Origin of the sequence: Vibrio algarum (assembly GCF_028204155.1) — a bacterium.
Taxonomy (GTDB): domain Bacteria; phylum Pseudomonadota; class Gammaproteobacteria; order Enterobacterales; family Vibrionaceae; genus Vibrio; species Vibrio algarum.
The window spans coordinates 245,118-271,300 of the sequence record NZ_JAQLOI010000003.1 but is presented as its reverse complement, the minus strand read 5'-3'; the positions used below and the strand labels follow the sequence as shown (position 1 = coordinate 271,300).

Below are 26,183 nucleotides of genomic sequence, written 5' to 3'. Positions count from 1 at the left end.
AGCTTTGAATGCTATTTATCGTCGGTCCAATTATACTTACTCTCGTCAATACCATCTTTTGCTTCTTTAATTCGTTCACGCTTGTATCGTTCTTCATTCCGAGCGGCATCAATTTCTTGCATTATTATGGCAATGTCTGCTTCGGTATCAATTTGGGAAAACGTGCCAGTTAACTCACTCTCAGGTGTTAAATCACCTTTCTCATACAGGGCCCAAATTTCTTTGGCGTAATCGGTGGTCAGTAATTCCGGTGCGTATTGCCCGTAATATTCACGTATGTTGTTAACGTCACGCTCTAACATCCATTCTGCATTGTTATTAGCCGACGCGTCTACGGCTTGAGGTAAATCGATGATGACAGGACCATATTCATCAACCAGCACGTTAAATTCAGACAGGTCCCCGTGAATGATTCCCACACAGAGCATTTTAACCACGTAAGACATCATCACTAGATGATCTTCAATCGCTTGCTCAGCAGACATAGTGACATCGTTTAGCCTTGGAGCAACGTAACCTTCTTCATCGGTGACCAACTCCATAAGCAATACGCCATCAACGCAGCCATAAGGTTCAGGCACTCTAACGCCAGCAGCGGCCAATTTATACAAAGCATCTACTTCGGCACTTTGCCATACTTTTTCTTGCTGTTCGCGACCAAAACCTGAGCCTTTTTCCATGGCCCGAGCTCGACGACTATTACGCACTTTACGGCCTTCTCGGTACGAGACGGCTTGTTTGAAACTGCGTTGGCTTGCTTCTTTGTAAACCTTCGCGCAGCGAATCGATTCGCCACAGCGTACAACGTACACTGAAGCCTCTTTGCCACTCATTAATTGGCTCTTAACCTCGTCGACCAAACCGTCATCGACTAAAGGCTGTATTCTTTTTGGTATTTTCATAGGCACGTTATACCTTAGTTAGCCAACGGATGTAATATTAAGCTGATAAACAAAGCGATTTTATTAATATAATTGACTATTTCGACCAGGTATTGAAGTTGTGGATTTGATTGACTTGGTAAAATTATCTAGCAAAGTACAATTCTTCAGCAAAGTACATTTATCTAGCAAAGTACATGACAATGTTATCTCTTAACCCGTTAGTTTAGCTTTGACCTCTTAATCAGGTTATCTCGTTGGGCCAAATTGAGAATGACGGCACCAATGAAAATCGCTGTTGCAATAGAAATTAGACGCATTAATTCAGCAGAGAATGAGTCAGCGGCTTGATGCTTAATTATTTGGTAGGTGAGCACCGTGAAATTAGTAAATAGTAACTGGTAAATGCTCAACCGACATTGACGTCTAATGGCAAAACAGGCGAGTTGAATACCACAAAATATCGCTATCCCCATTACTACCCAAGTGGGAAGATTAAAGGTAAATGACAACATGACAGGAACGGTAAATAATATACCGATAGTTGTTGTCACAAGCCGGTTTTGGCTGAAGGTTTTGTGTTGATGCGGCATTGGTGCTTTTATCATACTGCTAATGGTCATCGCAATTAGCATCGACTGTGAAGTACCTGTACCGATTAACATCGCTAAGGCTAAACTCATTGCCGTTGCTTTAAAAGCAATCAGACCGATATGCACCATTGCTTCATCATTACTTTTATCGTCCGGCAAGATGTCTTGCTCATCACCGGGAAAGAGTAAAAAGCTTAGATAAGTGACGGCTAAAGCAATTATAAATCCTTCAAACATTAGCCAAGGTAAACCACTAATAGAGACACTCATTTGTTTCGTCATAATTGCCATAATAATCACAACGATAAGAGTCAATGTGGCTAAAATATCTTTAGGGTTACGGTGGCTACGATAATAGCTCCAAAACAGTAATGACCAGCAAAACAAAGCAAAGCCGCTAGGCGAATCAATTAACGTTTCTGCAAGAAAAACCACACCGAAGCTAACGAAAAATAAAATTAGAAGGATTTTTAGTAACATGCTCACTGGGGGTATTGAGGGCATGAGAGTCAAGAAAATCACCACAAACATCGGTGCTAAAATTGGCAAAGCTGCGCCGTTGCACTGTAAATAAAATAGTAACAATATCGGGGCAAAGACTAATCTAATAATTGGATTTGCGGCACTACGAAACATAAGTCCATATACTCACAATACGTATCCATATTCCTGCTAACCATTCCCCAAAACTACTTTGCTCAGTGAAGATAGCAACGGTAGCTTGTGAGCCATAGCGAATATTGAGTGGCACCTCGTTGTTTTCAAAAACGATGTTAATTGGGTAACGTTGCGCACTCAAAGAGCTTGAATCAGCAGTTATAAAGCCAGTGGTTTGATCGATATTATTGCTACCACCTGTACCCCAACCGATACTATCGACTTTGCCTAGTAATACACGGCCAGGTAACGCATCTAGAGCGATTTTGACGGTTTGACCAACACGTATATGTTCTATTGAATTTTCTCGTACTAGCGCCGAAATCCAAACTTCTCTTGGGTCAATAAAGGTTAACATCGGTGACCCGACAGTTGCTTTTTGTCCAACAGTAAGTTGAAGGTTAGTAACAATACCATTGGACGGTGCGGTCACTTCCGTACGTTGTAAATCCAGTTGAGCCTTTTCGAGGTTCGCCATTGCTGACAAAATCTGTGGGTTGTTGTTACCTTCAGGGCCTAAATTTTGTTTTGCTTGCAATAAGGATGCTTCTGCGGCTTCGAGAGAAGCTTGAGTTCGCTGGCGAGATTCTATGGCATTATCTAAATCAGATTTACTCAATACGCCTTTACTCGCCAATTCGGTAATTCGAGCCGTTTGTTCTTTCGCGTTGTCACGGGCGGCCAATGCGTCCACAACTTTTGCTTGTGCGACTTCAACAGCAGCCGTACTCGCGCCAATGCTTTGCCCCGCTAATGCCAAATTAGCTTTAGCGACTTTTAAGCTAATCTCATAGTTTCTAGGGTCAATTTTAAACAGAGGATCTCCCGCATTAACCACCTGATTGTTTTTTACCGTGACTTCAGTGACATTTCCTGCTACTTCTGGCGCAATACGTACTAAATAAGAGTGAATTCTGGCGGTTCCCGTCATAGGCGTAACGCGATCAGCCCATAGGCTATAGATCCAGATGGAGAAGATTAACCCTATGATATAGTAGCTTAATTTTTTTGAGGTTTTTTCAGCCGCAGACATGCTCTAGACTCATTTATAATTGAAGTTTGTATGTTAAGTGCGTAGAGCTGATGTTTCAAGTGCCGATATAAGATAGGTCAATATAGTGGCGCCGAATCATAACTACAAAGCATAGAAATCTTTTATGCCCAATAAAAGACTATTCGTTGCAACTGCTGCCAAAATTAGCCCCATAACGCGACTTATAATGGCTGGTCCCACATTACCCAGCACATTCTGTATTTTGGTTGCTATCAATAGTAGCAATAGCGTCAAAACTAAAATGGCCAACATAACTGCTGCGGTTATGCTTTGATCAATAAGGGCATAGCGATGATTATCGGTCAACATTACTACTGCCATCATTGCCCCAGGAGAAGCGATTGATGGAATGGCTAATGGATATACGGCAAGATCAGCGAGATGTGACTTGCTCATTTCTTCAGAGAGTTTGGTTTCCACATCAGGCTTACTTTCTCCAAAGATCATCGACAAAGCAAACAGCAGCAGGACTAACCCTCCAGCGGCTTGAAAAGCGGGAAGAGGTATCTGCATCGCTTCTAGTAAGAACTGCCCAGCGATGAGAAAGAAAAGTAATACTCCAGCCGCTATAGCGACGGCTTTTAACGCAACCAACCGTCGATGTTCAGCATTTAAATGCTGAGTTCTCGACAGGTATACTGGCACCGATCCAATAGGGTCAATAACGGCCCAAAGAACAACAAATTGAGTAATCAGTATACTTAGCAAGTGGAGCTCCCTCGATAAAGAAAAATGCCCTATACCAGAGGGCAAATTAGTTCGAGTATTATAGCAAAGCATTCGCCTTTAGTGTCAGTAGCATGCAAACTATCATTCAGATTTTCTTGGTATTTTATTATCTACACGCATGAAATTAGATGCGCTAAAAATAGCTGCCAAAATTCATTGAGGTTAGTTACCTTTAATTTAGAGTATATGCTCTTTCGATGCACTTTCACTGTTGCTACCGATATTTGCAGTTGTACAGCGATATCATTATTCGAAAGCCCTTGCACCATTAGCATGATGACTTCTTGTTCTCTTGTTGTTAGTACATCGGTTGCAAAAGTGGCTAAAGCTTGATGGACGCTTAGCGCATGAGACGATTCTTTTTCGTCTAAAGGTAACCAATTATTCTCTGGGTTGAATTGTAGACATTGCTCCTTTATATCGTTGTATCTACGAAAGACGAGCTGTTTTTGCTCCTCAGTAAAACCATCATTTGCCTCTTGTCTACCTAAGAAAATAGCAATTGATCGTGTATCGTCAATCCTCGCCATAAGGGCTAACTCATCTTCTCTTTTAATATTGTAATAAAACTGTTTACGGTAATTCTGGCATTCCCAATCATCAATAAGAATGTCATTTATATTGAATATCCCTTCAACTCCTTCTTTCATTATTTGACAGTAAAAAGGGTCATAAGTGAAGGAACTGGTTAAATAGCGTTGAAATAGCAAGTCTTTGCGAGTGTTAATCGAGTCGTAGAGATACACGGGCTTTTGGTTATCGTGATAACCAAGAATAACGACGGTATCAAAAGAAATTATTGATGTTAAAAAATGGACTAAATAATCAGTATTAATGTCATCGAGACTGCTTGCGTCTATATGACGGTCGTTGGGTACGAGTTGGGGGGTTGTAGTCATCATAATATTCGTTTCTTATCGATGGGGGTGATCTAAAGGTTTGTCTGTTTAGCTTGTTACTTAACTCTTTATATAATACTGACGTTACTTTAAGGGGAGAAGGTAGATAGTCTCTGATTATAGGTAGATATATTCTTAGGATGAAAATCTTATGAGGAACGATGGAAAAATATGGTAAGAACGTGCTCAATTTATAATAGTTCAGATCTCCGACAAGGCTACTTTGGTGACTCTCCGGCGATTTAACCTTTGTTGCTGAATTGAAGCATTGGGGGGTAGGTAACGATCTACCCCATTTAAGGCTGCATTATTTCATCGATTTAAGGTTGCTCGCCATTATGTCTGCCACTCGCTTAAACTCTGCGAGTTCTTGCGAAGTCAGGTTTTCTTCTATTTTGGTGTGTACCTTAGTTTGAGTGGCAGAGATTAACTCAGCAAGGTCTTTACCATTTTCCGTTAATGACAATAGTTGACTTCTTTTGTCTTCCGGATTGGCGGTTTTTTGAATCCAATCTTTATCTATCATCTCTTTGATCAATCGAGCAATTTGCGCTTTATCTCTTGAGAAAAAACGAACGATATCATTTGCAGTACAAACCTCTGTTCTTTCTATATAGGTTAAACATTTAACATGCATAGAGTGTAAGCCAATCTCATGGGCCTTGAGTGCTGAACGCATTGCTAATCGGTATAACTGAATAAAATTAAAAACGGTGTCAGTGGTAGAGGTAGTGTTCATCTATTAACCCTTGCTATGTAGTTGACAAAGTCAACCTATATGACTTATAGTAGACTTTATCAACTTATCTGCTGCAGTTCAAGTGTAAGAGGAAAATCAAATGAAACCAAAAAAACCAAATCTACGCCAAACACATGTATCTAAAATTATTGACCTCTCAGCACATTTGCGTCGCATTGTCGTGACAGGAGATAGCTTGGTTGGCTTCCCCGTGGGTATGGAAGGTTCTTATGTGAAGGTGGTTTTGCAACCTGACAGTGCCACCGAAAGGAAAATGCGTTCTTACACCATTCGCTATTTTAACCCTGAAACGAATGAACTAGCGCTCGACTTTGTTGTTAATCGCCATAGTGGTCCTGCAACCAATTGGGCGAGGGATGCTAAAGTGGGAGACAGTGTGACCATTGCTGGACCTGGGCCGTTAAAAATGACTAATTTTGAACACCATAGCTATCTTCTGGTAGGCGATATTACTTCTGTAAATGCAGTCAACGGCTATGTTCCAAGGTTTAACGAAAACGCTGACGTGAGAGCGGTTATCGCTGTCCCGACTCGTGCGGATATTATTGAGTTAGATTATGACGACTCTAAAAATACAGAATGGTTTGTTGAAGACGAAGCCACTTCTACTCTAGAAGAAAAGGTACTTGAAGTAGCGGCAGATATGGAAAAAGATACACATGTATTCTTGGGGCTTGAGGCTAGCAGTATCCGTGCACTGCGCCCAGTATTGCAAGAAGAGATTGGTTTTGATCGATTGAATCTATCTGCGGTAGGTTATTGGAAACAAGGCGTGGATGCTGATCGCTTTGGTGCCCAGAAGAAGATGAACCCAGTGTGAGGGTTCATCTTTAGGGTCATCTAATTTTCCCTGCTTAAATGTTATTTTGGTAGGGCTAAGCCTTATTTTTTAAAGCTGAAAAATACTCGTCCCAACTCTGATGTTCTCGCCCAGCGGCATTAGAAAAGTCGCTAGGGTTATCGCAAGCACCCTCTCGAATGCCTTGATAGATGCCCGCTATAATAGTTCCCATAAACTCACCAAGCTCACCTATTCGTTCTGCTCGGTATTCCTCTACTTCCATAGGTTCGTAGCTGAGTGTCGTGCGGAATGTATGGTTTAAGTGATCTGTGAGCTGGTATTGGGTTAGGGCTTCACCATGTAGATTGTAGGTTTGACCGTTATGTTTATCTTCCGTAAGCATGTGAGCGTAGGCATGTGCTAACTCTTGACGGCTAGCGTAGCCACATTTCCCATCTCCGGCACAGTTGGTGATTTTTCCAATGGTTTTATAATTTTCTATGTATTCGACATCCGGCTCAATATAAATGCCGTTGCGGCCGATGACCCATTCTAGGCCACACTCTCTAATATCTTGTTCCGTTTGGCGGTTACTTTGGATGACTGGGGAGAACGCGGTATTTTCTTCCGCACCTTGTACGCTAGTATAAACCACCTTTTTCACTCCCGCTTTTTTAGCCGCATGAATAACATTACGGTGCTGGGGAATACGTTTATCTGGAGCGATATTGCCCGATACAATAAGTAATACGTCGATGCCTTGTAGGGATAGTTCCAATGTTTCAAGATCATCGTAATCGCCAGGTCTTACTTCGACACCGAGATGTAATGCCTTTTCCGGTGTTCTAGCAAGGGCGACAACATCATCGTTGGAAAGCAGTTCAACCGTTGCTTTAACGATTTCTGCACCCAGTTGTCCACTGGCGGCGGTAACGGCTATTTTCATTCTTTATCCTCGGATTCGTTATTTTGATTAAAGCATAGATGTTTTTAGTAGACTCACCCAAGCTTCTACCCGGGCAGGAGTCATGTCTGCTTGTCTTTCCATATCGATGGCAAGTCCGATAAACTTACCATCGTTCTCTGCTCTTGAATCTTCGTGCTTATATCCTTCAGTAGACCATTGACCAATGATATTTGCACCTGCATCCGCACAGACCTCAGCAAGATCGGCCATACCATCGACAAAGGTGTCGGAGTATTCAATTTGATCACCAAGGCCAAAAATTGCGACTTTAGTTTCTGCTAGATTAAGGTCTTCAATATCGTCTAGGACATAATCCCAGTCAGACTGAATTTCGCCTTTGTTTACTGTGGGTGTTCCTAGAACAATGAGGTCATATTGTTCAAAATCTTCCACGTCAATGTCTGCGATGTCATAGCAATCGACATCGAGTTGTTGAGCGATAAGTGCAGCGACCTTTTTTGTGGATCCAGAGTCACTACCATAAATTACGGCGACATTTTCCATTGTTATTCTCTCTGTTATCTACTGATTATTTCCACTCAGCGAGAAGGCTAAGCAGTGACTGTTTATGTTCAACTTGAGATTGCAATGAAGCGATCCCGAGCTGATAGCTTTCGTTATCTCTTGTTGAAAGTTGGCTAAACCTATTTTGAAGTTCTACAAAGCGTTCTACGCTTTCTTTGGCTGGACGAGAATCTAGCTGAAGGGCTGCTTTGCCTTTTGCAATCCGTCTCGGATCAAATCGGTAGAGTGGCCACAACCCACTTTCGATTAATTGCTGTTGCTGCTCGATACCTTCGGACATGTTGATACCATGGGTTATGCAGGATGCATAAGCGATGATTAGAGATGGCCCAGGATAAGACTCGGCTTCTTGAATCGCTTTCAGGGTTTGATTCATGTTGGCACCGATAGCTACCGTCGCTACATAAGCATTGCCGTTCATCATTGTAGGCATACCGAGGTCTTTGCCAGCATTTTCCTTACCTTCACTGGCAAATTTAGCGATAGCACCTGTTGGTGTGGCTTTAGACTGTTGGCCACCAGTGTTGGCGTAAACTTGATTGTTTAGCACCATAATGTTGATGTTTTTATCACTTGCCAGGACATGATCGAGCCCGCCATAGCCGATATCAAACGCCCAACCATCACCACCAAGGATCCATACCGTTTTTGCTACCAGTGAATCTGCGTATTGAATCATGGGATGTTGAGAAGCGATCAGCTGTTTTAACTGCGCAACATTTTCACGTTGTTTTGTGATTCCTTTAGTCGATGAGTCGTTTATTAATGAAACGATATTTTCAAACAATGCTTCAGGAATAGAGTCTTTCAGCGAGTTGAGTGTCATCAGTGCAATATTTTGTTCGCTTTCGATGGCCATGCGCATACCTAGACCAAATTCAGCATTGTCTTCAAACAGTGAGTTAGCCCATGCAGGCCCTTGCCCTTGTCTATTCTGAGTGTATGGGGTGGTTGGCAAGTTGCCCCCATATATGGAAGAACAACCAGTCGCATTGGCGATAAGCATATGATCCCCGTATAGCTGGGTAAGTAGCTTAATGTAAGGCGTCTCTCCGCAACCAGAACAAGCACCTGAAAATTCTAACAAGGGTTCAAGAAGTTGGCTGCTTCGCGCATCGATTCGTTTAATATCGATGGGTTGAAGCTCAGGTAACTGGGTGAAGTATTCGAAGTTGTCGTTCTGTTCGTCTGATACAGATTCACGCGCCACCATTTGTAACGCTTTAATTTCTTCATGAGCTGCAGGGCACATTTCTACGCATAGTTGGCATCCTGTGCAGTCTTGTGGGGAGACTTGTAGAGTGTATTTTTGACCATGAAAATCGCGTAGTTTGTAGTCGGTGGTTTTGAACGAGCGAGGAGCGTCTTGTAATGACAGCTTACTATCGATTACTTTTACCCGAATGGCTGAATGAGGACAAACTAGGCTGCAAATATTACATTGGGTACAGCTTTCTGAGTCCCACTGTGGGACAAAGCTTGCGATATCTCGTTTTTCCCATTTACTAGTGGCTGTAGGCCATTGGCCATCGGACGGAAAAACACTAACAGGTAATTGGTCACCTTTATTTTGTAGCAGTTCCGCAGTTACCTTTTTGACAAAATCAGGTGCATGCTGCGCCACAACGGGTTGGGTTGTGGGTTCATTTAATGACGCTTCAACGGGCTGTACCTTAAATAATAACGCCTCGGTTTGTTCTACCGCAGCTATGTTGGCGTTTACTAATTTCTCACCTTTTCGCTGATAGGTTTTGGTAATGGCTTCTTTCTGTCGTTGAAGCGCATTCTCTGGCGTCATCAGATCGCTCAATAAAAAGAACGCCCGCTGCATAATATTATTAATACGACCTCGAATACCGCATTGGTTCGCTAGTGTGGTCGCGTCTATGGTATAGACCTGCAAATTCTTATTTAAGATGTGTTTCTGCTCGCGATAATTAAGTTGCTTCCATAACTCACGCGCGGAATAAACAGAATTAAATAGAACCGTCGCGCCTTGCCCTGTGTGCGCTAAAATATCGTTGTTTTTTAGTAAGCTAAATTGATGACAACCAAGGAAGTCTGCCTCATCAATAAGGTAAGGCGAATCAATGGGGAGGAATTGAATCGCAAGTGAGATGTTGTCATCCCACCAGACTTCTTGGAGTCATATACAAAATAACCTTGAGTAAACCAAGGGCTATCAGCGCCTACAATTTTTATGGTGTTTTTATTTGCACCCACGGTGCCATCTGAGCCCAAGCCATAAAAAAGCGCCCTTAATTTAGTGTCATCATATTTGAGGTTATCGTGGATTAATGGCAGAGACAGGTTGGTGACATCATCGGTGATACCGATGGTGAAATCATGGAAGATAGTGCCTAGTTCTAATGCAGTAAACACAGAAACGACGTGTCGAGGAGCAAATTCTTTAGAAGAAAGCCCATATCGACCACCAAATATTGTTGGTTGTGGAGTCGAATGATGGGTCTTCCAATTGCGAGCAATAGCGGAAGTAATGTCTAAATAAAGAGGTTCGCCAACTGCGCCAGGTTCTTTTGTTCTATCAAGCACCGCGATATTTTGTACGGTTGATGGCATGGCATTTAAACAATGTTTTACCGAGAAAGGGCGAAACAGATGAACGCACAATACACCGACTTTCCTGTTTTGTTTTAGTAGGCTGGCCACGGTTTGTTTTACTGTACTAACGGCAGAGCCCATAATCACGATAATATCAGTGGCTTTATCGTCACCAAAATAGACGAATGGTTTGTAGTGACGTTGAGTAAGTTCACCGAATTTATCCATCATATCGGCCACGATATCGGGACAACCATCATAATACTGGTTTACCGCTTCTCTTGCCTGAAAGTAGGTGTCAGGATTTTGCGAAGAGCCTCTAAGCGTTGGAGCATCGGGTGTTAATCGACGTTGGAAGTTTTGAACAACCGCGTTTGTTTCAAGCATCTCGGCAATAACGTTATCGTGTATATATTGGACGTGGTTTAATTCATGAGAGGTCCTAAATCCGTCAAAAAAGTGCACAAAAGGAATGCGACTTTTTAATGTTGCAGCGTGAGCAATTAAAGCAAAATCGTGTGCTTGTTGACAGTTATCGCTTGAGAGCATAGCAAACCCGGTTTGCCGTACTGCCATAACATCAGAGTGATCACCAAAAATGGAAAGGGCATGGGTTGCCACGGTTCTTGCTGCAACATGCAAAACAAACGAGGTCAGCTCACCTGCTATTTTATACATATTTGGGATCATTAAGAGCAATCCCTGAGACGAAGTGAACGAAGTAGCTAGTGACCCGGCCGTTAATGCACCGTGCACTAGCCCCGCAGCGCCAGCTTCCGATTGCATCTCGTAAATGCTGGGAATCGTCCCTCTAAAGTTTTTGATTTTTAGATTGGTCCACTCTTCACAATATTCAGACATGGCTGAAGAAGGGGTGATTGGATAGATGCCGATAACATCGGTACATCGATAAGCAACAGAAGCCGCGGCTTCGTTGCCGTCCATAATTCTGATATCCATCTCTTGTTTCTCGGTGAGAGAACCCACCTTATTATTTGCGTTCATTCTCGACCTTACTCGTACTTGCTTTTGCTGTCAGGATCGTAGCCTTGTGCCCATTGAAGAATAATTTTCATATCTTCTTGTTGGCGTGTTTCAGCATTGTCATTTGATGGTTGGGTAAATACGTATTGTGGCTCTGTAGAGCTGGTGGTTCGTCGAATCATATTAAAATCTTGATTTAACGCTAACAGGATGAATACGCTAGTTACTGCATAAAACAGATATAAAAAATTCTTTCTCATGGTAGTTACTCCGCAACCTTGACAGGGATTGGTTGCTCGTTAAGCGGGCGTTTACTCACTGCTTTTTTAGCTGTGGTTTTGCGTGGCTTATCCATTCGATTCTTGTTTCGTTTTTTAGCCTTGGTTGTTTGCTTATACCAGTCCTTAAAAAACAACAAATAGTCGGTCATCGCGTTAATAGGGCAAAGCGTTTTACACCACGGGCGGTGTACAAAGAGTGAAGTAATCAATAGTAAAATAGTAGGAATAAACAGATAGATGGATCCAACCATGCCAAACATAATGCCAAAGGGTTCAAAGGTGAACGCGGCTGGGTTTCTGAAATATAAGCCGCAGCTTAATGCGACTAACAGAATAACTCGCGGGAACCAACTCAAGGCTTTATGTTTTAGGGTAAAGGATTTCGCACTAGTGAGTTTAGACAGACACTGTTGAGTCGTCCCCATAGGACAGATCATTTGACAATAGATATTCTTGTTAAACAGTAAAATGTACCCAATAGTCAGTATTAAAAGGATGATAGCGGTATAGTTACCCAGACCTGAGGACCAAGATCCTGAAATGAGAATTCCCATAGTGGAAGAGGAGATAAGCGCAGCGGAGTAAAAGCCGAATATCACCAGAGATGCAAGCATTAGTGTCCACTGCATCTTATTTTTATGAATGCTAGTCGAACGGCTGATATATATAGCCAGCATGAAGAACAGTACTGCAAGTCCGTCAAGAAAACTAACCGTATCAAAGGGACTAGAACGCTCTAGTAGTCGGTAGCCAAATATTTGTTCTCGAATAGGGTCAATGGCGCTACTCGTAGCGTGAATAATTCCGTTTGAGGTTAACGTTGCACCGCTGACTGCATCGACGTCGATACGCCCTTTCGTCAAGGAGCCGAGAAAAGAATTCATCAGTCCATATTCAATGACTTTAGTAACGTAAGATGAGGTGTCCTTTATTGAAAGAATACTGGTTTGTTCAACCTTGCCTTCTAAATCCATACGAACAGCAATATTTACCTCGCCACCGTAACCGACACCAGAGCCTACGGCTAACCATGCCTTCTGTTCGTTGTTTTCAACAATCTGATAAATATCTTTATCGAACCGGACAAGTTGTTGATTTTCCTCTGTCAGTGAATCCAGCATGGTTATCTGACGTTGAGATATTTCTGCACCGCCAAACCACCACGCTGCAATAAGTAATATGAGAGAACCAATAGCGGAGAACTTCTCAACCAGTTGATTTGATTTTTTTAGATCTTCGAGCCATGACCTACCTACTAAGACGGTATAAAAGCGATTATTTTTGCTAATGTTATCGCTAAGTCAGTTGGTATAAAGGTAGATATCAACCCATTTCAGATACATCGAGTCCAATATTAAATAAGGTTGATATTTATCAATCATGATTCATTTTTAGGTGATTTTTATAAAATTGATTTTAATCAAAGTTAATTCTAACGGACGATTTATATCCATCACCTTGCTATTTCTACCTTTAGACCTCAGCGCAATTCTATAACCTACTTAATATAAGGTTTTATGGGGTCGTAAATTAATGAATAGTAATAATGTTGGCTGGGTAGAAGAGCTATTTCTTATCTTAGATATTGATGCAACAAAAGAAGAGTGGCAAGCCAAATATGAAGAAGCTATGCATTCATTAAAGAATGAAGTGCAGTTCATGGTATCAACGCTAAATAATAATGAACAACAACTTGTACAAGAAGCACAAAAGCGAGTAACGAGTTTTTATATTAATGGTTCAAGAAGTAAATTGAACATGGATATAAAAGTAATAGCCAGTGAAATATTATTGCGTAATCAACAGCCAGAACTAGCTCTTACGGTGTTACAGCCTATTGAAATGGATGCGAGCGCGGATTACTTTATTAATTTTGGCCGCGCTCTGATGCAGATTGGTATTCTCGATCAAGCTAAACATTGCTTTATCAATGCTTGTGAAAAAAGCCCAGACTCTGCTGAGCCCCTTTTCCATTTGGGGTTTTGTGCAGGCATTAGCGGTGAAGCCAAAGCGTCCGCTAGCTTTTACAAAGAGAGCCTAGAAAAAGACCCAAAACATATTGGTAGTTTATTAAACCTTGCTTATCTCAATTATCAACTTGAACAGTTTGATACTGCTATTGAATATTCTAAACAAGTTATCGATATAGATAAAAAAGTTATTGGCGGTTATCTCACGATTTGTGCTTGTCTTAACGCTACCAAAGAGTTTTCTAAAAGTTCTGAATATATTAAAAAAGCGAGAGCATTATTTGGAAACGATGTACTAGAACTCGATGAAGTTGAGAGTGTTGTTTGCTTTGAGCTTAAAGAATATAAAAAGGTGATTGAACTCGTTACTCGCTACTTAATAACGCACCCTAAAGCGGTTGATTTACGTTATATCCGAGGGAACTCTAATATTCACCTTGAAAACTGGAATGAAGCCTTGGTCGATATTAATGAATTGCTCTCTTTAGAGCCATTTGACACCCAAAATCTTGAAATGAAATTTAACGTTCTTTACTGGGCTAAACGCTGGGAAGAAGCAGAGATAGCTTACATTAAGCTCCTAGAAAATGCCCCGCAACTGCGAATTAAATATACGCAGGAATATACAGATATCAGGAAGAATTTAGCAATTGTTATTGGGTAATTCACAGATTTACCCGAACTTTAAGGAAGCAATGTAATGAAAGAAGAAGAAAAGGCTCCGAATGAGGGCCGCCGTAATTTCCTGAAATTAGGAGGTGCGACCGCCGCAGTAGCCACCGTTGGAGTTGGTGCGGCTACGGGCTTTGTACTCGGAAGGGAACCAGACCAAGATACTGGTTGGGGTAGAACGGCTGCTGGTAAGGATATGTTCTTTGATCGAGAACCTTTCCAAGTAGACTGGGCTCCGACGTTAATTAAGGTAGGTAAGACTGAGCGTCCTGATCGTGAAGATTTCCTATTCTGGCGCTTGGACATGATTGGAAAGGCGATTCACGGAGGTTGGGATCCTAGCTTGGGGCCTAAGACCTGTCCAGATGAGCGCGTTGTCCGTTATTATTCTAAATGGCCGGAGCGTTGGCCTGAAATGATGGAAGCGTTTAAACAACGAGCAATCTCTGGTCAGATGCAACATAAATATCTTGATCGTTTCCTCATTTCGCATGCTTATGACCATGCTAACCATGCTTCAATGTATGGCGAAAATGGCGTGTCGGTTAATTGGCCACTCCCTCCAGAAGGTGACCCGTCAATCGCTGATTATAAAAGTATTTATGATGATCAGTATGGCGACCCCTCTTCAGGTGGCGCAACAATTAGTACCGATTCTGCTTCAGACGGAAAAGAGGCCAATAAGAACCGACCTATTGTTAAGAAACGCGAATTCAAAACCCCTGCTCATGCAACAAAATTGATTAAGAAAGTAGCCAACCAAATGGGCTGTAGCTTTGTTGGTATCACAAAAGTTGATCCGGATTTTGTGTTTAAAAATATCATGCGAGGTATGGAAGGCGGCGGCGAACATTGGGGCGATAAAATCCCCGATCACTGGAAGTCCGTTATTGTGCTAGGTGTACCAATGAGTTGGGATGGTATGTATGCCGCTCCAGGATACGGCACATCTTATGAAGCATACAGTGTGGTACGTTTTGCGGCCGGTAAGCTAGAAGTCTTCTTAAACCGTTTAGGCTGGGCTGGTCGTGCAATGGTTCCCGGTGGTGATTATGAAATGACACTGCCACCATTAGCTGTAAAAGCGGGTTTAGGAGAATCATCACGGAACGGCAGTTTGATTACACCAGAAGTAGGGCCGAACATTCGCCTTGCGTGTGTCGTAACGGATCTAGAGTTTGAATACGACAAGCCTATCGATATTGGCGTACGAGATTTTTGTAACGAATGTAAGATCTGTGCAACTTCTTGCCCAAGTGGTTCTATTAGCATGGCTGATGAACCCGATATTGTGCAGCGAGGTTATAAGATTTTTGAGTTTAATCAGGATAGCTGCTTCCGTTTCTGGTCATCGTTACCATCTGATGGTCAGCAAGGGTGTCGTGTTTGTATTGCCGTATGTCCTTACACTCGCAGAAATAACTGGATACACGCACTGGTGAAAGAAGCGGATCCAAGAGACCCAACCGGTATAACACGAAAAGCGCTGCTCGCGATGCAGCACAACTTTTTCTACTACCCAGACGCAGAAGCCTACGCCGCACCGCACAATGGTGGCCGTTTAGCGAACTACCACCAACCACCAGAATGGTTGCGTTCAGAAGAGTTCTTTAAAGGTATTAATAAAGACTGGGATTACGACGGCAACTGGGAGGGATTCTAATGTTTCCACAATCAACGGTTTTAGACCCGATTTTTTGGATGGTACTTGGTGCCGCTCAAATGTTTATTTATCAATCAGCAAAGCTTTGGGCGCAAGACTATGGCCTTAATATGAATTGGTGGAAATGGACGTTAACAATGGGCTGGTGGTTCTCTTTAATTTTGACCATCGCAGGGGCATTTACTCTGCTAGGTGAGAATGAAGGGAACGCAGGTTGGTATTTCCTCGGCTTTGTAGGAACCGCCATTATAATCGGTGGTGCTATCTTGTTAAAAGTATTACTTATTTTGAGTGACAAGCAAAAAACGATAGCTTAATCAATCATTCCTGTAGGTTCGCCTGCGGGAATGTATTTGGCGAATAAATGATTAATGTCAATTTTGTCATTAAAGGCGGAAATGTATCGGTTATGGTGTTGATTGTATCTTTAGGCAAGGCTGAATCTGGTTATTCTATAAGTAGTAATCTATTGAGAAGCCAGAGATAAATAACAATTATGATCAGCAATATTCGATTTGATAATGACAGCTACCTTTTAGGTATCACGGCTGATTCGGTCAAGGATTTAATCTATCGCCGAGGGAAAGTCGAGATAACCCAGCCCCATCGCGTCGATTTTTATGTATTGATTTTAATAACAGAAGGGAATGGTTACCACTACATCGATAATAAATTGTTCCATTGTCGACCTGGTACGTTGCTCGTTCTGAGCCCATTACAGGTCCATTACTTTGATTCTAATTTTCATTGGGACGGATACATAATTACCTTTCAAGATTCAGAAATCTTCCCTGTAGATAACCTCTCAGCTAATCACGCGGTTACTAAAGCGATTCGAAGCGTCGATATCATGGATGGTTTGTTGGATTTAGTAGGACGTGAATTCAATATGCTGTACGAAGAATGTCACTCACACCAAGATATGGTCAGTGGCAGCCTACAAAGAAACTTGCTGCAAAGCATTTTGTACAAAATATTTTTTAGAAACAGTTACACCAAACAAGATGTTTATCGAAGCAAAGAGTTTAGATGTTTTCAAATCTTTAGTGATCAAATAGAGAAGTCATTCAATCAACGACATAACGTGAGTGATTACACTGAAGATTTAAGGGTGTCTGTTAAGCGACTCAACTCGGTATGTAAAAAAGTTAAGGGTATGTCAGCTAAACAGGTAATAGATGCAAGATTACTATTAGAAGCAAAACGATTGATTGGGTATACCTCTGCACCAATTTCAGAAATCGCTTTTAGTCTGGGATTTAATGAACCCACAAATTTAGCAAAATTTTTTAAAAGGCATACTGATATTTCCCCAACAGAATTTCGAAATATGTCTCAGTTTTTCTCAGACAACAAATAGCATCAAATAGGTGTGAAAAATATCTGCATATTGGCCTACATTCATACATAGTTTGGTACCCGCAATGAAACAACTGGTTAACTTAAATCTAGACATTAAACAAAGTGGCATGTTTCAAAGTGAAGATTCGTTAATACTATTTGCTAAGCAGAATGGCTTAGATGGTTTAGAAGGTAACCTATATGCATTGTCAACCAATACAGAAAAGGTAAAGCCACATACAGTTGGACTTCATCTTCCGTTTCATCCCTATTTCCATTTACTGCTTGGAAGTAAAAAAGACCTACTCGATTACTGTGAAAATTGGCGAACCGTAGAACAACTTTTTGGCGTTACGAGCTACGAAGATCTAGTTGCGGTGTATAGTCAGTATTTCAATTTGGCCGAACAACTCGATGTTGAATACGTGGTTTTTCATCCTGTTATTTGCGATCAGAAAGGTATTTATACTCAACGTTTTCCTTGGTCACTTCAATATTCATTAGATTTGTGCGCCAGTTTGCTCAATCAGGCATTAGCAGCAAGTTCATTCTCAAAAAAACTGCTTTTTGAGAACCTTTGGTGGAAGAAAAGCTTTACGTTAGAATCTCGCCACGAGTATGACTATCTGCGCTCGCGCGTTGATTACGATAACTGTGGCATTTGTTTAGATACAGGCCACATGATGGCAACCAATCCAAACTTGTCTTCACAACATTCGGCAATAGATTGGCTCGAAAAGCGAATTCATCATCTCGATATCTCCGACGAGGTCTATACCATGCATCTAAATGCGAGCTTAGGTGGCGCATACTTAGAGCAGGTTAGCCAAACGAGGAAAGTCGTAAAAGACAGCGAATTTTGGCATCAGTTTGGGCATGATCTTAAGCATATTTCAGTCGTCGATCCGCATTTACCTTTTTATACTCCGCAAGCACATCGCTTACTAGATATTGTCAGGCCTAATAATTTGGTCCATGAACTGAGACAAGATTCGTTTGAACAGTGGCAGCGATATTTAAACATTCAACAAGACGCGATTTCAACCACGATAATGCAGGCTGCATCATAAAATCAAAGGGTAGTCGCGGGGAAAGTTATTCTAAATACCTAAGCGATGAGTGCTCCATGATTTGTTGATAGCCATGACCTATCAGTGCATCCACTTGATCTCGCTCTAATTTAAAATCTGTTGGAATTGCGTTCATAGAACTGACGTCGACGGAGTTATTTAGATTTATATCGATAAAATGCGTCGTTCGTTCCGCACTTTCTCGCTCCCACTGTGTTAGCTTTTCGATGATTAAATGTTTAGACATATCATTGTATCGGTGCAGTTGAATATCGGTTACCGCATTGATAGTACTTGCCGTTGAAGGAGGTTCAATTGTGCTATCTATGCTTGTTTTTGGCTGTGTTGATGCATCTACGGCAATGATGACAACGGTGTCGATATTGTTAGACAGTCTATTGAAGAAAGAGAGGTTACTCTGCGTGATGTCGTAAAAGGCCAAAAGTCCAAGGTTGTCAGTAATACCACCATCGACTAAATGTACGTAAGGGCGTTCCTTTTTGTTTGCATAACTGTCTAAGCCTTTTAAAGTGCTTTTCACATGAGGAGAGCTCTGAACATTCTCGCTGTAAAAAGATCGGCTTTCACATTGGTCGAAGTTTCTTAGCGCAACAGGTTCAAAAATTATCGGTACCGCTGAAGAAGCCGTGACCGCGTCTGAAACCGAGTATTGAAGGATATCCGAACAAAGTAAGTCAAAATACTCTTGTAAAAAGGAAAAACGGACTCCGCCACCTAAGTCACTCGCATTAATAATGATGAGGGGTCCATCTTCTCGCATGTCTGCGAAGGTTTGATCTTTAAATAGGGACTCGTTGTAGAAATTAGCGGCGGCTGTGGTGCGAGTTTGATTAGAAAAAACATACTTAGGACTAATTAACATATCTAACAACCCACGGGAAACATCACGATACAGAAAATCTTGTTCAAAGCGCTCGAATACTTGTTCACCGTATAGGCCGTAATAGGCCGCAGTAAAACTTCCTCCTGAAACAGAGCTAATAGCCATCACTTGATCGAGCAAACTGGATTCTTCTTGAAGGGAATTGTAGTTGATTTCGTTAAGTCCCTTTAGAACACCATACGAAAGAGCGGCCGCACGCGTCCCTCCTCCTGAAAAGGTTAATAATACTGCCGTAGTCGAGTGTTGCTGGCGTGATGTCTCTGAAAGCGAGTAAGATGATTTCTGAGTGGGTTGTATGGATTGATTGCTGGTTGTACCTTTGGAACTGCATCCAGCAATAGATACTAAGGTAAAAAGAAGGATGGAAATTGATCTCATGAGACTTGCCATTAAAGGTGACTTAACCAGCGTTGATTTTACTATTGAAGTACGATTCAGTAACCCTTTAGAACAAAGATTCACTGTTCTATAAATTGAGACAATAAGAGCATGTTGTCGCTTGAAGGTTTGATCGAATAGTGAATGATGAGAGACGCGTTAACCAGTATTACGAGTTGTTAAAGCCGTACTCGTATTACGATGGTGAAGGCGATATCAGTACTGTTATCCATGTTTCTAACATTTTCAGTCATAAATGCCTCCACAGCAGTATTTGACTGGCGGTAGCGATAGCCCAGCAATACTTCATTCGATGGTTCTGCAAAGGTTGTATTGGAGGTTGCCCACCCCTTGTAGTTATGAGATTCAACTAGAAGGCTATGAACATTATTAAAATCATATTGATACCCAACAGAAACAAAGCCGGCAGAATCTACCAACACAGTTTCAGATACATCGCTGTTACGGTGTACCAACCCAAGCGAAGAGTAGAGATGGTAGACACTGGCAGAATAGCGAGTATTTAGTTGTATGCCTTGTTCAAAACTGGTTCGTGCGAATGGACCGTCGTGGACATCGTTATAATAAAGCGTAGCGCCTGCTGATATTGATAGTGGGTTACTCTGGTACAGACTTAACTCATTATATGAGGAAATCGACCTCGTTAGGGTTTCACCTTTAAAGTCACTGATTTCGATACTCTCATTTGGGATAGATAAATAAAACCGATCTTGTGGAACTTCATCCCGACCGTTGTGCCCGATACCAAACAGGTCATGGAAGTTTTTCGTCAGTTCATCTAACCCATTATCTTTTGCTTTGATTCGTTTGAATGCAACCTCAGATTTCCAAATAGTATTTACTTGATAAGAGAGCGCTAAATCCACGCTGTTTTGATAGTAGTCAAACATAAACTCATTGGTTTCGGCCCAAATACTTGCTTGAGTGTAAGCTGTTTTTAGTTCGAACGACCCAATGGGTTGTGGGTTAGCATCACGTAACTGGAGTGATAATACGTTCGAATGAAGAGGCGATTGTGCGTAGGAATATAGTGGCTGGTTAGCGTAAGCGTTAAAGCATGCAACGACAATCAATGTTAGTAAGAGCTTATTCACGATGTTACCTTTTGGGCGACGAGAGATGATCTTATCTATTTTGCGCTGCAGCATAAACCGTAAGTATGGAGATTCTCTGTTACACAAAATGTGACAATTGGTTACGAATTTCTACTTGTTGTTCTAGAAGCGTATTGTGGTGGTTTATATATTATTACTAGGCGACAATAGCGATTGTCAGTAATATTAAATGTAAGGTTTGTAATTGGATGGAGAGCAACTGTTGAAGGTTAGTGATTTAAAACTGTTTATTAAGGTAGTCGAGTTAGGCAGTTTTACTGCAGCGGCTAATGCACTTGATTTACCCAGAGCAAATGTGAGTCGCCGTATTAATGATTTAGAAAGCACATTACGTACGCCACTTTTCCACCGTACAACGCGAAGCTTGTCATTAACCAATCAAGGTGAGTCCTATTATCTTGATTTGCTCAAAGCGGTTGAGATGATTGATTCTGCTAATCAAGCCTTGATACATAATGCAGACACCATAAAAGGCAAGGTGAAGCTGGGTCTTGTCTCAGAAACCCATGATATTCTTCAACCAATTCTATTTAGTTTTCTTGATCGCTATCCTGATGTTGAGCTTGATGTTCGGGTGATAAGTAACGGCTTTATTGATATGCACAACCAGGGTTTGGATATCTCTTTTCATGGTGGTGAGCTTATCGATTCAGACTTGGTTGCTCGTAAGCTTATACAGCTCGACCGATGTTTGGTTACTTCGCAGAGTTATATTGACAAATTCGGTCAGCCTTCTTGTGTTGAGGAGCTAACGAATCATCATGCTATATGTCTGCGATGGCCAACGGGTGAAGTCGATAAACGGTGGCATTTCGAGCATACTAGCATTACCGTTAATTCAAAGTTGGTCTCTAACAGTGTTGCGTTTTTGAAAAGTGCGACTATTTCAGGTAGAGGAATTGCGTTTTTACCTAAAATTTTGGTTGCAGATGAAATAGCTGATGGCAGGTTAGTGCAAATATTGAGTCAATCATCTGTGATAGAAGAGCACGGTTACATACTCTATAACCAGCCTAAGACACTTAATCTAGCAACGAAAACTCTTATCGATTATCTATTGGAAGAAGTACCTAAAAACTATTAGAACAAGTGCCTAAATACACTCAATTGTCTCAATAAACGTGACAGTAAGACTTGCAGATGAAGGATTATCCATAATTGATTAGTGATTAGAATAGCTCGCAACTAAAGGAGCTATTTTATGAACAAGTTATCCCATTTAATTATTTGCTCGGTCAGCGCTGTATCGCTTATTGGTTGCAATCAAGCGCAAGTGACCGCCAACAACGCCCCTGAATACCGGACCCTGCAAGTTGTCCAACTTCAAAACCCTAACGCATTAATGACGAAAACCTTCAACGGTACAGTTTACTCTCATGAGCAGGCTGGATTGGCTTTTCGTGTCCCGGGAACAATAGATCAAATATTGGTAAAAACGGGGCAAGAAGTCGTAAAAGGTCAGTTAATCGCTCGTCTAGACCCGCATGATTATCAAGTGACTTTAGAAGAGTTACAGGCGAGAAAGTTAGAAGCTCTGTCGGCGCATAAATTAGCAAATTCAGAGCTAAGACGAGTAAAGCAAGCGACGAAAGATGATGCTATTGCTAGCGTTAATCTCGACCGAGCAATCAGTGGATACGAGCGTTCTTTGTCCGCAATAAAAGTCGTGGATAAAAATATTCAACGAGCGAATGACATGCTCAAATACACAGAGCTTCGGGCTGCTTTTGATGGCGTGGTTGCCAGCATAGAGTTTGAACAATATGAGCAAGCACTCCCTGGCATTCCAGTTATAACACTGCAAGACAATAAACAATTAGAAGTTGAAGTAGATGTACCCGAAAATCTGATTGAGTTATTCAAAATAGGTCAACATGGCTCAGTATCTTGGTATGACTCGAGTGAATTTCTCGATGCACGCGTGATTGAAATTTCCCCAATGCCACACCTAATAAAACAAACTTATGCAGTGACGTATGCACTTGATTACCAGAATGAGTCGGTATTTCCCGGAAAATCAGTGACGGTGAGAACCCAGAACGGCGATTCTGATGCCTCATATTGCGTACCTTATTCCGCCATTGTTGGGCAAAAAGAGACCATGTTCGTCAACCTAGTAAGAGAGGAAAAAGTGGCCCAAATACCCGTAGAGCTTACTTCGTTGGATGCTTATCAAGCCTGTATCACTGGAGCGATGAACAGTGGTGATTATGTGGTGGTAAGTGGTTCAAACTACCTTCGTGACGGTGACAGTGCCAGCAAGCTAACCATAAGAAATCAATAAGGAAAAACCATGTTCAATCTAGCTGAGTTTGCGATTCGTCAGCGAACGTTTGTGCTGATCTTTACCGTGATAAGTATCGTTGCAGGTATATACTCTTACTTTGATTTAGGTAAGCTCGAAGATCCAAGCTTTACGGTAAAAACTGCCGTCGTTGTGACACTTTATCCAGGTGCTTCCGCTCAAGAAGTGGAAGCGCAAGTTACCGACACTATAGAGACCAAGCTCCAGGAAATGGGTGAATTGAACCGCTTACGTTCGTTATCCAGACCGGGTATGTCTATGGTATTTGTCGATATTAAAGAGAGCCTTAATTCGAAAGAGTTGCCACAACAGTGGGATCTGTTACGTCGCAAAGTTGAAGACGTTAAGCTGACGCTACCAAGTACGGCGCAGATTAGCATTGTTCAAGATGAATTTTCAGAAGTCTATGGGATGCTTTTTGCCATTCATAGCCATGACGCTAAGCCTGAAGAGTTACGTGAATACGGCGAAGAACTTCAACGTCAAATCAAAAGCGTAACTGGGATTAAAAAAGTCGAGTTACATGGTGTTCAACCAAGAACCGTTTATATCGATATGCCAGATGAGCGACTTTCGCAGTATGGTCTATCTCTCGCTCAAGTTTGGAGTCAACTGAATAGTCAAAATATGACGTTCGAAGCAGGAAAGTTTGATGTTGGGACTGAGCGAATTCGAGTTAATCAAAGTAGTGAGTTCCAATCGCTGGAAGATATCCGAAATTTAGTGATTAAAGGGGGAGTGAGTAACTTTGGTTCTTCAATCATCCGTTTAGGTGATATCGCGGACGTTACTATGGGTTACAAAACACCAGCGTTAGTAGAAAACCGCTTTAATGGTGTGCCTTCAGTAACGCTTGCGGTAAGTCCTGGTCAAGGGATTAATGTCGTATCTTTAGGCGATACGATCACCACAATTATTGATACTTATCAAGCAAGTTTACCGCTAGGTGTTGAGATTACCAAAGTGGCTTTTCAGCCAGAAGAAGTACAGAAATCGATAGATAATTTCGTCGGAAATCTTCTCGAAAGCGTTGGGATCGTCTTTATCGTGCTGTTGATATTCATGGGCTTTAAGAGTGCTGCAATTGTTGGAGGGAGCTTGCTTCTGACCATTTTGCTTACGCTCATTTATATGAACGTTGTCGACATATCTTTGCATCGTGTTTCATTAGGTACCTTTATCCTTGCGTTGGGTATGTTGGTGGATAACGCGATTGTGGTTACTGATATGATCATAGCGAAGTTAAATAAGGGATTAGAGAGAACGCAGGCCGCAATTGAGGCCGTTAAAGAAACCGCAACGCCACTGCTAGGTGCGACGATTATAGCCATTATGGGTGCGAGTCCGGTGCTGTTTTCTAAAACAGATGCCGCTGAATTCGCAGGTTCGGTATTTTACATTATTGCTTCGTCATTATTGTTGTCGTGGTTGGTTGCGGTGACCTTTACGGCGCTGATGTGTTGGATATTCATCAAGCCGAGTAAGCAAACATCTTCAAACAAAAGCAGTCTTTACAAAAAATGGATAAGTTGGACCGTTGATCACCCGGTGAAAGCACTGAGTGCTTTAATACCACTCATAGCGGTGACTGCGATAGCAGTACCGTCAGTAGCGATTAACTTTATCCCTCAGTCTGATCGCCCGATCGTGTTTTTAGACTATTGGCTACCAAATGGCGCGAAGATTGAACAAACGTCGAGCGATATGAAGAAAATTGAGGAATGGCTATTGGAACAGCCAGAGGTTGAGAGTATTTCATCCTCTATAGGCGCTAGTGTGCCAAGGTTTTCTGTAACGGTAGAACCTGAACCACTCGATACGGCTTACGGCCAAGTTCTAATAAATGTACAAAATTATCATGCCATTTCTACTCTTGTAGAGCGTGGTGATAAATGGCTTTCCGAGCAGTTTTCAGATGCTGAACCACGCTTTAGAGGACTTAAGTTAGCGACATCGGACAAATATTCTGTAGAAGCACGGTTCTCCGGTCCAGATGTGAATGTTCTACACGACTTGGCGGACCAAGCAAAAGCGATCATGGCGACAGATCCCGGTTCTAAATATGTGAGAGATGATTGGCGTCAACAAAGTAAAGTCATTAAGCCTCTTGTTAACCAAGAAAAGGCGCGTCGAGCAGGTATCAACCGAGCGGATATTGCGTTTGCAATGAAGAGAGCATCCAATGGCATGCCGCTAGGGCAGATGAACCTAAATGACGAGTTGATACCTATTCAATTAAGATCTTCAGATCAATCTATGTCTTCTCTTGAAACACTACCGGTTAAGTCTCTACTTGGTTTGCATACGGTTCCACTTGGGCAGGTTGTTGATGGATTTGAGTTAAGTACCGAAGAGACTATGATCTGGCGTCGCGATCGAGTAAAAACCATAACGGCTCAAGCCGGCGTCGATCGTTCAACAACACCTGCAAACGTGCGCAATGCAGTGCTTGAACAGATTGAAGCGATAGAATTGCCACCGGGTTATAGCATGGAGTGGGGTGGTGAATACTATGACGAATATAAAGCCGTCTCTGACATCATGAACCAATTACCAAAAGCGTTGTTAATCATGGTCGTTATTCTGGTTTATATGTTTAATGGCTTTAAGCAGCCGGTCATTATTCTTGCGACCATACCATTGGCAGCAACAGGTGCGACGTTTGCCTTACTGGGCTTTAGTAAGCCATTTGGCTTTATGGCACTGATTGGCGCGATCACTTTGATGGGGATGATTATTAAAAACGGCATCGTGTTAATTGATCAAATCGAACTTGAAAGAGCCAACGGAAAATCGTTATCAGAGGCAATTAAAGAAGCAACAATAAACCGTACATTAGCAATATCCATGGGGGCTTTGACGACAGCCTTTGGCATGATCCCACTACTGAGTGATCTTCTTTTCGATCAGATGGCAGCAACCATTATTGGTGGTTTGGCTGCTGCGACGGTGTTATCTCTGTTTGTAATGCCTGCATTTTATAAATTGGCTTATAAAGAAAAGGCGGCTGACCCCGATAGTCAGGCTCGTGAATCATCTGTTCCAGAAACACAGCAAGTGTAGGAGAAATA

21 protein-coding genes and 1 pseudogene are annotated in these 26,183 nt (G+C 41.9%); 9 read left to right on the top strand and 13 right to left on the bottom strand.

Features of this window, described 5'->3' with window-relative positions; genetic code table 11:
• Positions 1-11 precede the first annotated feature (11 nt).
• From PGX00_RS16570 to PGX00_RS16545, 6 genes are all read right to left on the bottom strand, one after another.
• The gene (locus tag PGX00_RS16570; RefSeq protein WP_272138626.1) at positions 12-902 is read right to left on the bottom strand and encodes a PA4780 family RIO1-like protein kinase; all 891 of its coding nucleotides are present in this window, start codon (positions 900-902) and stop codon (positions 12-14) included.
• A 200-nt stretch (positions 903-1,102) separates the two neighbouring features.
• The gene (locus tag PGX00_RS16565) at positions 1,103-2,110 is read right to left on the bottom strand and encodes a DUF2955 domain-containing protein (protein WP_272138625.1); all 1,008 of its coding nucleotides are present in this window, start codon (positions 2,108-2,110) and stop codon (positions 1,103-1,105) included.
• Positions 2,100-3,164 carry an HlyD family secretion protein gene (locus PGX00_RS16560; RefSeq protein ID WP_272138623.1) on the bottom strand — a complete coding sequence of 355 codons (1,065 nt, stop codon included), beginning with the start codon at positions 3,162-3,164 and terminating at the stop codon, positions 2,100-2,102. Before PGX00_RS16560 ends, PGX00_RS16565 begins: the two co-directional genes overlap by 11 nt.
• Positions 3,165-3,266: 102 nt before the next feature.
• Positions 3,267-3,893, bottom strand: coding sequence for a MarC family protein (locus tag PGX00_RS16555; RefSeq protein ID WP_272138621.1), 627 nt, complete (start codon positions 3,891-3,893; stop codon positions 3,267-3,269).
• Positions 3,894-4,024: 131 nt separating this feature from the next.
• Positions 4,025-4,816, bottom strand: coding sequence for a response regulator transcription factor (locus PGX00_RS16550; RefSeq protein ID WP_272138619.1), 792 nt, complete (start codon positions 4,814-4,816; stop codon positions 4,025-4,027).
• 304 nt (positions 4,817-5,120) lie between these two features.
• Positions 5,121-5,552 carry a MarR family winged helix-turn-helix transcriptional regulator gene (locus PGX00_RS16545; protein WP_272138617.1) on the bottom strand — a complete coding sequence of 144 codons (432 nt, stop codon included), beginning with the start codon at positions 5,550-5,552 and terminating at the stop codon, positions 5,121-5,123.
• A 100-nt stretch (positions 5,553-5,652) separates the two neighbouring features.
• Between PGX00_RS16545 and PGX00_RS16540 the strand changes: the two genes are divergently transcribed.
• Complete coding sequence (locus PGX00_RS16540) at positions 5,653-6,393, top strand: siderophore-interacting protein (protein WP_272138615.1); 741 nt, start codon at positions 5,653-5,655, stop codon at positions 6,391-6,393.
• 55 nt (positions 6,394-6,448) lie between these two features.
• On the opposite strand, the gene PGX00_RS16535 is transcribed toward PGX00_RS16540, so the two are convergent.
• The 5 genes and pseudogenes from PGX00_RS16535 to PGX00_RS16510 form a co-directional block, all read right to left on the bottom strand.
• Positions 6,449-7,300 carry an SDR family oxidoreductase gene (locus tag PGX00_RS16535; protein ID WP_272138613.1) on the bottom strand — a complete coding sequence of 284 codons (852 nt, stop codon included), beginning with the start codon at positions 7,298-7,300 and terminating at the stop codon, positions 6,449-6,451.
• Positions 7,301-7,327: 27 nt separating this feature from the next.
• Positions 7,328-7,825 (bottom strand): flavodoxin, encoded by a 498-nt coding sequence (locus PGX00_RS16530; RefSeq protein WP_272138611.1) that lies wholly within the window; start codon positions 7,823-7,825, stop codon positions 7,328-7,330.
• Positions 7,826-7,853: 28 nt separating this feature from the next.
• A pseudogene (locus tag PGX00_RS22980) lies at positions 7,854-11,269 on the bottom strand (2-oxoacid:acceptor oxidoreductase family protein); the annotation flags it as partial.
• A gap of 152 nt (positions 11,270-11,421) precedes the next feature.
• Complete coding sequence (locus tag PGX00_RS16515; RefSeq protein WP_272138607.1) at positions 11,422-11,652, bottom strand: hypothetical protein; 231 nt, start codon at positions 11,650-11,652, stop codon at positions 11,422-11,424.
• Between the two features lie 5 nt (positions 11,653-11,657).
• Positions 11,658-12,794 carry a 4Fe-4S binding protein gene (locus PGX00_RS16510; protein WP_272138605.1) on the bottom strand — a complete coding sequence of 379 codons (1,137 nt, stop codon included), beginning with the start codon at positions 12,792-12,794 and terminating at the stop codon, positions 11,658-11,660.
• A gap of 412 nt (positions 12,795-13,206) precedes the next feature.
• On the opposite strand from PGX00_RS16510, the gene PGX00_RS16505 reads away from it, so the two are divergent.
• The 5 genes from PGX00_RS16505 (at position 13,207) to PGX00_RS16485 (ending at position 18,389) form a co-directional block, all read left to right on the top strand.
• The gene (locus PGX00_RS16505; RefSeq protein ID WP_272138603.1) at positions 13,207-14,307 is read left to right on the top strand and encodes a tetratricopeptide repeat protein; all 1,101 of its coding nucleotides are present in this window, start codon (positions 13,207-13,209) and stop codon (positions 14,305-14,307) included.
• 36 nt (positions 14,308-14,343) lie between these two features.
• On the top strand, positions 14,344-15,978 hold the full coding sequence (locus PGX00_RS16500; RefSeq protein WP_272138601.1) for a 4Fe-4S dicluster domain-containing protein: 1,635 nt from the start codon (positions 14,344-14,346) through the stop codon (positions 15,976-15,978).
• Positions 15,978-16,295: a hypothetical protein gene (locus PGX00_RS16495; RefSeq protein ID WP_272138599.1), complete on the top strand. Its 318-nt coding sequence runs from the start codon at positions 15,978-15,980 to the stop codon at positions 16,293-16,295. The genes PGX00_RS16500 and PGX00_RS16495 overlap by 1 nt, the downstream gene beginning before the upstream one ends.
• A gap of 179 nt (positions 16,296-16,474) precedes the next feature.
• Positions 16,475-17,338, top strand: a complete 864-nt coding sequence (locus PGX00_RS16490; RefSeq protein WP_272138597.1) for an AraC family transcriptional regulator — start codon at positions 16,475-16,477, stop codon at positions 17,336-17,338.
• 64 nt (positions 17,339-17,402) lie between these two features.
• Complete coding sequence (locus PGX00_RS16485) at positions 17,403-18,389, top strand: TIM barrel protein (protein ID WP_272138595.1); 987 nt, start codon at positions 17,403-17,405, stop codon at positions 18,387-18,389.
• 25 nt (positions 18,390-18,414) lie between these two features.
• Here PGX00_RS16485 and PGX00_RS16480 read toward each other — a convergent pair whose 3' ends face one another.
• Together PGX00_RS16480 and PGX00_RS16475 are read right to left on the bottom strand one after the other, a co-directional pair.
• Positions 18,415-19,671, bottom strand: a complete 1,257-nt coding sequence (locus PGX00_RS16480; RefSeq protein WP_272138593.1) for a patatin-like phospholipase family protein — start codon at positions 19,669-19,671, stop codon at positions 18,415-18,417.
• 179 nt (positions 19,672-19,850) lie between these two features.
• The gene (locus PGX00_RS16475; protein ID WP_272138591.1) at positions 19,851-20,786 is read right to left on the bottom strand and encodes a DUF3187 family protein; all 936 of its coding nucleotides are present in this window, start codon (positions 20,784-20,786) and stop codon (positions 19,851-19,853) included.
• Positions 20,787-21,009: 223 nt separating this feature from the next.
• Here PGX00_RS16475 and PGX00_RS16470 point away from each other — a divergent pair, with 223 nt between their 5' ends.
• From PGX00_RS16470 to PGX00_RS16460, 3 genes are all read left to right on the top strand, one after another.
• Entirely contained in the window at positions 21,010-21,891 is an 882-nt protein-coding gene (locus PGX00_RS16470) for a LysR family transcriptional regulator (RefSeq protein WP_272140877.1), read from the top strand.
• A gap of 117 nt (positions 21,892-22,008) precedes the next feature.
• Entirely contained in the window at positions 22,009-23,091 is a 1,083-nt protein-coding gene (locus tag PGX00_RS16465) for an efflux RND transporter periplasmic adaptor subunit (RefSeq protein WP_272138589.1), read from the top strand.
• Positions 23,092-23,100: 9 nt separating this feature from the next.
• Positions 23,101-26,175 carry an efflux RND transporter permease subunit gene (locus tag PGX00_RS16460; protein WP_272138587.1) on the top strand — a complete coding sequence of 1,025 codons (3,075 nt, stop codon included), beginning with the start codon at positions 23,101-23,103 and terminating at the stop codon, positions 26,173-26,175.
• Positions 26,176-26,183 lie beyond the last annotated feature (8 nt).